At 72.3% G+C, this 6,844-nt stretch carries 5 protein-coding genes; all 5 read right to left on the reverse strand.

Annotation, left to right across the window (positions count from 1 at the left end; translation table 11 throughout):
• Positions 1 to 147: 147 nt before the first annotated feature.
• The 5 genes from opgC to ACVJ1F_RS15325 are packed head-to-tail and all read right to left on the reverse strand — an operon-like array spanning position 148 to position 6,622.
• Complete coding sequence (gene opgC / locus ACVJ1F_RS15305) at positions 148 to 2,694, reverse strand: OpgC domain-containing protein (protein WP_456887276.1); 2,547 nt, start codon at positions 2,692 to 2,694, stop codon at positions 148 to 150.
• Positions 2,682 to 3,101, reverse strand: coding sequence for an ATP-binding protein (locus ACVJ1F_RS15310; RefSeq protein ID WP_082460371.1), 420 nt, complete (start codon positions 3,099 to 3,101; stop codon positions 2,682 to 2,684). The genes opgC and ACVJ1F_RS15310 overlap by 13 nt, the downstream gene beginning before the upstream one ends.
• Positions 3,094 to 3,426, reverse strand: coding sequence for an STAS domain-containing protein (locus ACVJ1F_RS15315; protein ID WP_056047165.1), 333 nt, complete (start codon positions 3,424 to 3,426; stop codon positions 3,094 to 3,096). The genes ACVJ1F_RS15310 and ACVJ1F_RS15315 overlap by 8 nt, the downstream gene beginning before the upstream one ends.
• Complete coding sequence (locus tag ACVJ1F_RS15320; RefSeq protein WP_233568548.1) at positions 3,423 to 5,372, reverse strand: glycosyltransferase; 1,950 nt, start codon at positions 5,370 to 5,372, stop codon at positions 3,423 to 3,425. Before ACVJ1F_RS15320 ends, ACVJ1F_RS15315 begins: the two co-directional genes overlap by 4 nt.
• 59 nt (positions 5,373 to 5,431) lie before the next feature.
• Entirely contained in the window at positions 5,432 to 6,622 is a 1,191-nt protein-coding gene (locus tag ACVJ1F_RS15325; protein ID WP_456887279.1) for a SpoIIE family protein phosphatase, read from the reverse strand.
• Positions 6,623 to 6,844 lie beyond the last annotated feature (222 nt).

Here is a 6,844-nt window from a genome sequence, read left to right on the forward strand (position 1 = left end):
GGCCGCGGCCCCGGGCGCCGGGGGGCGCCGGGGCCCGCCCCGGGGGGGCCCCCCCCCGGGGGCCCCCCGGGGGGGGGGCGCCGGGGGGGCCGGCGGGGGGGGGGGCCCCCCCCCCCCCCCCCCCCGCCCCCCCCGGCGGCCCGCCGCTCAGCGGGGGATGACCGAGAACAGGAACTTCTTCTTCACCATCACCCAGAGCAGCAGCATCGAGACCACGTGGACGATCGTGCCGACGACCACGTCCGAGCGGTCCAGCCCGGGGATCGACGCGACGGCGAGCACGAAGAAGACCTGCCAGATGAACACGTAGAGGCTGGCCTGCCCGAGGGGGACGTAGAACCAGCCGAGGGCCGCCGAGATCGGCTTCCAGAACACCGTGAGGATCGCGTAGACGCAGACGACCACGAGGGCCACGTCGACCAGCCGGCCCCACTGCATGTCGACCCGCTGGTAGCCGGTCGCGTACAGCGTGTCGTAGAGGCCCGTCGGGATCGGCCCCGGGGCGAACCCGTAGGCGTGCCCGGCCCAGATCAGCGCGAGGAACCCGGCGTAGCCGACGACCCCCACGCCGACCAGCACCTTGCCGAGGCGGGTGGTCAGCGCCGTCACGATCCGACGCCGGTACCAGCCGATGACGAGACCGTGGGTGAAGAGCACCTGCCAGGCGAAGAGCGGGAACACCGGCTCGAACTGTGACGGCAGGAGGTGGACGTCGGGGAAGACCACCCCGACGGCGTAGACCGCCCAGCTGACCAGCAACACGGCCCACCAGGCACGCCGCTTGATCGCCCACATCAGGGCGGGGATCGTCAGGCTCAGCACGACGAACAGGCCCATGATGTTGAACGGCCACGGCCCCATCTCGAGCAGCAACAGCTGACGCACGGCGTACCACGGCGGCGGGTAGTCGAGCAGGCGGTCGACGTTCGGGTACAGGTCGTAGACCCGCCCCTCCGCCGAGGTGCCGGTCATGCCCGTGCCGCGGTCGGTGAAGGTCGTGACCGCGTCCGTGTTCAGCAGCGGCACGAAGCTCAGCGCGAAGACGATCAGGATGACCGCGAGGGTCACGACGTACTGCTTGCGCGCCCGGACGAACGCGCCGATCGCGGCGGCCTTCTCGCCGTACTTCTTGATGCCGAGCGGGTAGACCATGCCGAGCACGATGCCGCTGAGGAACACGAACATCTCGGCGCCCGTGATCGCCCCGACGGCCTTCAGCGTGACGAACGAGAACGGCCCCGCGACCTCGATGTGCGTGATGACGACGGCCAGGATGATGAACCCGCGGAAGAGGTCGATGCGCAGGTCGCGGCCGGGTGATCCGTCGTCGGGGTAGCGCCAGCGGGGCAGCAGGCGCCCGACGACGCCGCTCACCAGGAAGACCAGGGCGAGCACCACGGCACAGGCCACGATCCAGCCCATCTCGTCGCCGCCGCCGTCGCGGACCTGCACGGTCGCGGCGTCGCCGTCGGTCGAGGTCACGCGGTCGGTGACCGGCCCGAGGTCGATCCGGTCGGACTCCTCGAGGTCGGTGCGCAGCGCCCCGGCGATGCCCGACCCGGCCGTGGCCCGCCAGTCGACGGGTCGGTCGCCCGCCTCGGCCTCGTCCCGCTCGACCTCGAGCCAGGTGACGCCGGAGATCCGGTCGTGGGTCGGCAGGGCGTCCAGCACCTGACGCCACCAGCCCTGCTTGACGTCGAGCTCGGGGGCACCGTCGAACTCGGCGGCGTAGAGGGCGCCCGTGTCGAGCAGCATGGGTCGGTCGCGCCCCTCGGCGAAGCGCTCGTAGAACGTCGACGGCTGAGCCTCGGTGTAGCCCCAGGTCTCGTCGAAGCGTGCCTCGACCTCGCCCGCCGCCGGGGCCTGGTTCTCGACCAACGGCACCGACGTGCCGGCGGCCGTCGAGGCGCTGCCCTTGGCGAAGAAGAACATCGACTGGCCGACCCAGTCGACCGCGTCGTCGCCGGGGTAGTACGGCCCGTAGGGGTCGTCGGCCTCGGTGACCCGCCCGTCGTCGTTCGTGTCGAGCAGGTCGACGTCGCTCGAGGGGGTCTCGGTGAGGCGGCCGACAGCGTCCGAGAACGGATAGCCCGCACCGTAGGACGGAGCCCACACCATGCGGGCCTGCGAGTCCCCGGCGTGCACGACGTCGGCGAGGGCCCGGAACGCCCCGACGAACGCCGTGGGCTGCTGCCCCCAGCGCTGCCAGTTGCCGTTCATCTCGGGCGCGAAGCGCACCAGCTGGAGCGTGCCGTACTGCCGGTCGATCTCGGTCAGCAGGCCGTCGGCCCGGCGCGCGTCCGCGGCGTCGAGGTCGGCGAGCCGCCCGGTGGGCTCCAGGCTGACCACGAGCACGGCGCCCTGGGCGGCCGCGGCACGGGCCGACCGGCGCCACTCCTCGACCGCGCCCTGGTCGAGCGGGTAGTCGATGTTGACGCCGTACAGCGACGGCGTCGCGCCGAGTCGACCGGCGTAGCCGTCGGGTCCGTCCGAGCCCCAGTCGAGGTCCGGGCCGAACCACGTGTCCGAGGGTTCAGGAGGCGCGGCGGCGGCCGACGCGGACGTCGCGTCCCCGAGCACCGCCGGCCCCAGCACCAGCGGCACGAACGCCGCGACGGCGAGCAGGGCCGCGCCGATCCGGCGGGCCGCCCGCCGACGTGACACCGTCGCCGACGGGTGCCTCAGCGTCGGCACACGAGCGTCCACACGTTGCGGCCGTCCTCGTGGCGGTAGTCGAGGCTCTCGAGGCTGAGGAGCGCCAGGGCCAGGCCGCGACCGTCCTCGTCCTCGAGGTCGGCCATCGAGACGGCGCTGAGGTCGATCTCGCTGGGCATGCCGTTGTCGTGGAAGACGGCCGTCAGCCGGTCGTCGGTGGCGGAGAGCTCGAGGGTGAAGCGGCGACCGCGGTCGGCCTCGGACCGGCGCGAGTGCTCGACGACGTTCGCCGCGATCTCGACGATCGCGGTCTCGAACGAGAAGCGCGTCTCGAGCGAGTCGTCGCCGAGCGAGGTCCACCACGCCTCGAAGGCGTTCTGCACCAGGTCGATGCTCTCGGGTTCGACGGCCACGTCGATGACGACGGGGCCGGGACGCTCAGTCATCGAGGGCGGCCGAGACCGAGGCGCGGGGCTTGAGGATGCGGTCGAGGTTCGTGAGGCGCAGCACCATCGAGACCTGCTCGGTGGGGGCCACCAGCCGCAGGTCTCCCCCGGCCTGGCGTGCCGACTTGAGGCACGACACGAGGGCCCCGAGGCCCGACGAGTCCACGAAGGTCGTGCCCGAGAGGTCGACGATGATGAGGCGGTCGCCGGCCGCGAGACGTGCGGCCACCTCGTCGCGGAGTTGTGGTGTCGAGACCACGGTGAGGCGCCCTTGTGGGGAGAGCACGCAGCCGCCTTCGACGGCCTCGACGGTGACGGTCATCATGATTGTTCCTTGTCGTGGGGTGCCGAGGGCCCCGGGTAGAGAACGGCCCGGACGATGATGCTGAAGATCACCAGGTCGAAGAGCACCCAGGCGATGTTGACGAGCGGCGCGAGGCCCTCGGCCTGCCCGGTGGCGTAGCGGACGCCGACCAGGACGAGTGCGGCGACGAGGCAGGCGACGGCCCAGATCTGCGGTCGGACGAGGTCCCACCGGGGGCCGGTGGCCGCCTGCTTCGTCTTGGGCGTCACCGAGAAGCCGAGCGCGCGGCCGCGGTAGACGTTCTGGAACGCCGTGGTGACCGAGGCGATCCAGACCGGGAAGAGCGCCAGCGAGTACTGCTGCCCCCGCCAGGTCGGCCTGCCCGCCGCGACCACCCAGAAGAGCAGCTGGTTGAAGACCAGGAAGGGGATCAGGCGGGCGAAGAAGTCGACGCTGTAGGCCTGCACCGGCACGACGCCGAACGACAGGCAGAGCACGGGCGCCGCGATGTAGACCACGGCGGCGAAGCCCGAGAGGTAGCTCCACATGGTGGAGAAGTACATGAGACGCTGACCCCACGACAGGCCCTTCTGCACGAGCGGGTTCTCGCGGAAGAACACCTGCATGGTGCCCTGGGCCCAGCGCAGACGCTGCGTCATCATGGTCGCGAGGTCCTCGGGCGCGAGCCCGATGGCGAGGGTCTCGTCGTGGTAGACCGACCTCCAGCCCAGCCCGTGGAGGCGCATCGCCGTGGCCATGTCCTCGGTGACCGAGATCGTGGCCAGGGGCATGATCGCCTGCGCCTCGGAGCCGCGGTCGACGTCGAGCGCCCCGACGAGCAGCGAGATCGACTCGATGGCGGCGAGCGGAGAGGACGACCGCTGCGCGAGCAGGTCGAGGGCCGCCTCGTCGAGGGCGTCGAACGTGTCGGGGCCGAGCGACATGGCGGCGAGCTCGGCGAGGTCGCCCTTCATGGCCGCGAGGTCGGCGTCGGCGAAACGGAAGGCGATCGTGTCGATGCTGCGCTGGAACCGGTAGGTGACGTCGCCGATGGACTCCCCCGCGGCGAACTCGGCCCGGGCCCGCTCGACCACGGTCTCGGCGTCGTCCAACGCCTCGAGCACGCGGGGCTGGCCGACGGCCTCCTCGCGTGCCCGCACCAGCAGTTTGCGCGAGGTGCGGACGGCTCGACGCACGGCCGCCTCGACCTCGGTGACGTACCGCGCGACACCCAGCTGCATCAGCGCCTCCCGACGGAGGACCGCGTTCGACCCGCAGAAGAACGCACTGTTCCAGCCGTCCTTCGACTGCTGGATGGGGCCGTAGAACAGCGGTGCCTGACTGCCCAGGGGGTCGGACTCCGGCACGTTCTCGAACCACTGCGGCGTCTGCACGAGAGCGATCCGCTCGTCCTTGAAGTAACCGAGGGTGCGGTCGAGGATCTCGGGCTTCGGCACCTGGTCGGCGTCGAGGATCAGCAGGAACTCGCCCTCGGTCGACAGGAGGGCGTTGTTGAGGTTGCCGGCCTTCGCGTGGCGCGGCCGGTCGGCCCAGTCGTCCGACCGGGTGATGACGCCGATGCCCGCGGCCTCGGCGGCGGCACGGATCTCGGGGCGACCCCCGTCGTCGAGGATCCACGTCGTGTGCGGGTAGTCGATGCGCTGCGCCGCGAGGGCGGTGCGCATGACGAGCTCGACCTCCTCGTTGTACGTGGTGACGAAGACGTCGACCGTGACCCGCGTCTCGAGGCCCTCGGGGTCGGGCGCGGTCGGCGGCTCGCCACGCTCACGCAGCCGCCAGGCCCCGAGGCCGAACAGCAGCGAGTCGATCACGCTGTACGTCTCGGCGAGGATCAGCGGCACCGCGATCCACCACGACGACCAGTTCACCGAGGCGGCCCAGCGCCAGACGATGTAGTTCAGGCCGGCGAGCGACGCCAGCAGGACCGCCACCCGGATCGCGACGATGCGGCGACCCGGGGTGGTCCGGTCGAGCAGCCGCTGGTCGCGGCGACTCAGGGTGTCGGTCACGCGCGACGGTCCATGACGACGACGGTGACGTCGTCGCGCGAGAGGCGTCGCTCGGTCAGGGCCGCCATCGACCCGAGCAGGCTGAGGCCGTCGGCACCGCCGGTGGCGGGCCGTGTCGCGAGCCGCCCGACCTCGAGGGCCCAGTCGAACTCGTCGTCGAGGACGTCGAGGACGCCGTCGCTCATGACGATCAGCTGGTCGCCGACGCCGAGGCGTGTCGTCTCGGTGACGTGCTGTTGCTGCTCGTCGAGCCCGAGCGGCAGCCCCGTGCCCGCCAGGTGCTGCACGCTGCCGTCGGCCCGGACGATGATCGACAGCCCCGCCCCGGCGTCGACGAACGAGAGTTCGTCCGTGTCGAGGTCGAGGACGGCGTGGAAGTACGTGACGAACGTCCCGGTGCGCTGCAGGTCGGTCCGCACGGCTCGTTCGATGCGGTCGACCGCGAGGCCGAGTTCGCGTCCCGCGGCGACCTGCGGTGAGGCCGCACGACAGGCCGCCCGGACGGAGGACCCGATGATGGCCGCCCCGACGCCCTTGCCCATCACGTCGCCGACGGCCACGTGCAGGAACCGGCCGACGAGTCCGTAGTCGTAGTAGTCGCCCCCGACGCTCAGCGAGGGCAGGCAGATGCCCTCGACCCGGACGCCCTCGACCTCGAGGGGCTCGGCCGGCAACAGCGCCTGCTGCGTCGAGCGGGCGGCCGAGGCGTCGGCGTCGGCGAGGAGCTCGACCTGGGCCCAGGCGGCCAGGTCGCGGAACTCGGCCATCTCGTCTGCCGAGAGCTGCCGGGGCTCGGCGTCCATCAGGCAGAACGAACCCACGACGTTGCCCGATCCGTCGCGCAGCGGGTGACCGACGTAGAACCGCAGCCCGTTGTCGTTGAAGGCGCCCAGGTGGGCGAACCGCGGGTCGACGCGGGCGTCGTCGGTGGTGACGATCTCGCCCGTGTCGGTCACGAGGCTGCACGGGGTGTCGGTGCGGCCGGACTCGGGGTCGTCGAAGCCCGCCCGGCCGACGAAGAGCGCGCGCTCGTGGTCCATGACGGTGACCGACGACAGCGGCACCCCGAACACGGCCCGGGCGACGCGGGTCACGCGGTCGAGGCGGGCCTCGTGGCCCGACTCGACGATGCCGAGCGTCTCGACCGCTCGCTGCCGACGTTCTTCGCGGACTTCGTCCCTGATCACACGGCTCCCTCTCGCTGGGCGCGCCTGGTGGGAGCGTGCCGTCTCCGAACCCTGCAACGATGCCACAGAGCCCTCGCCACGTCATGCCCACCATTAGGGGGACACCGAGGAGGGGGGGGGGGGGGGGGGGGGGGGGGGCCGCCGCGCCCCCCGGGCCGGGGGCGGGGGGGGGGGCCGCCCGCCCCCCCCCCCCCCGCCCCCCCGGCCGCGGGGCCGGCGCGG

Source organism: Frigoribacterium sp. 2355 (genome assembly GCF_054060695.1).